1 protein-coding gene is annotated in these 308 nt (G+C 44.8%); it reads left to right on the top strand.

The genetic code is table 11. The annotated features are described in order from the left end of the window. The coding region (locus tag SB749_RS19100; protein ID WP_410711689.1) for a hypothetical protein at positions 1-308 on the top strand (308 nt) is incomplete at both ends.

Below are 308 nucleotides of genomic sequence, written 5' to 3'. Positions count from 1 at the left end.
GCGTAACGGATTTTATGACGGCATCGTCGATGGCACATGGGGCAATCAGTCACACGCAGGTTTCTATGCAATGGCTGAGGCGGCAGTGCACTGTCAAGCGCATAGTGAAATTGAACCTGAACCAGTCAATGACGAGCCTAAGCCAGTAGATTCAAAAGGTCAGTATAAGTTGTCTGACAATTCGTTAAGTCGTCTTGATGGTTTGCATCCGGATTTGGTGAAAGTTGTTAAGCGAGCTATTGATATCACAACTATTGATATCACAACTATTGATTTCAGTGTAGGCGAAGGTTTGCGCTCAATCACAC

Origin of the sequence: Brevibacterium sp. SIMBA_078 (assembly GCF_046534565.1) — a bacterium.
Classification (GTDB): domain Bacteria; phylum Actinomycetota; class Actinomycetes; order Actinomycetales; family Brevibacteriaceae; genus Brevibacterium.
The sequence above is the reverse complement of the archived record's forward strand: the minus strand, read 5'-3'. Positions and strand labels throughout refer to the sequence as shown.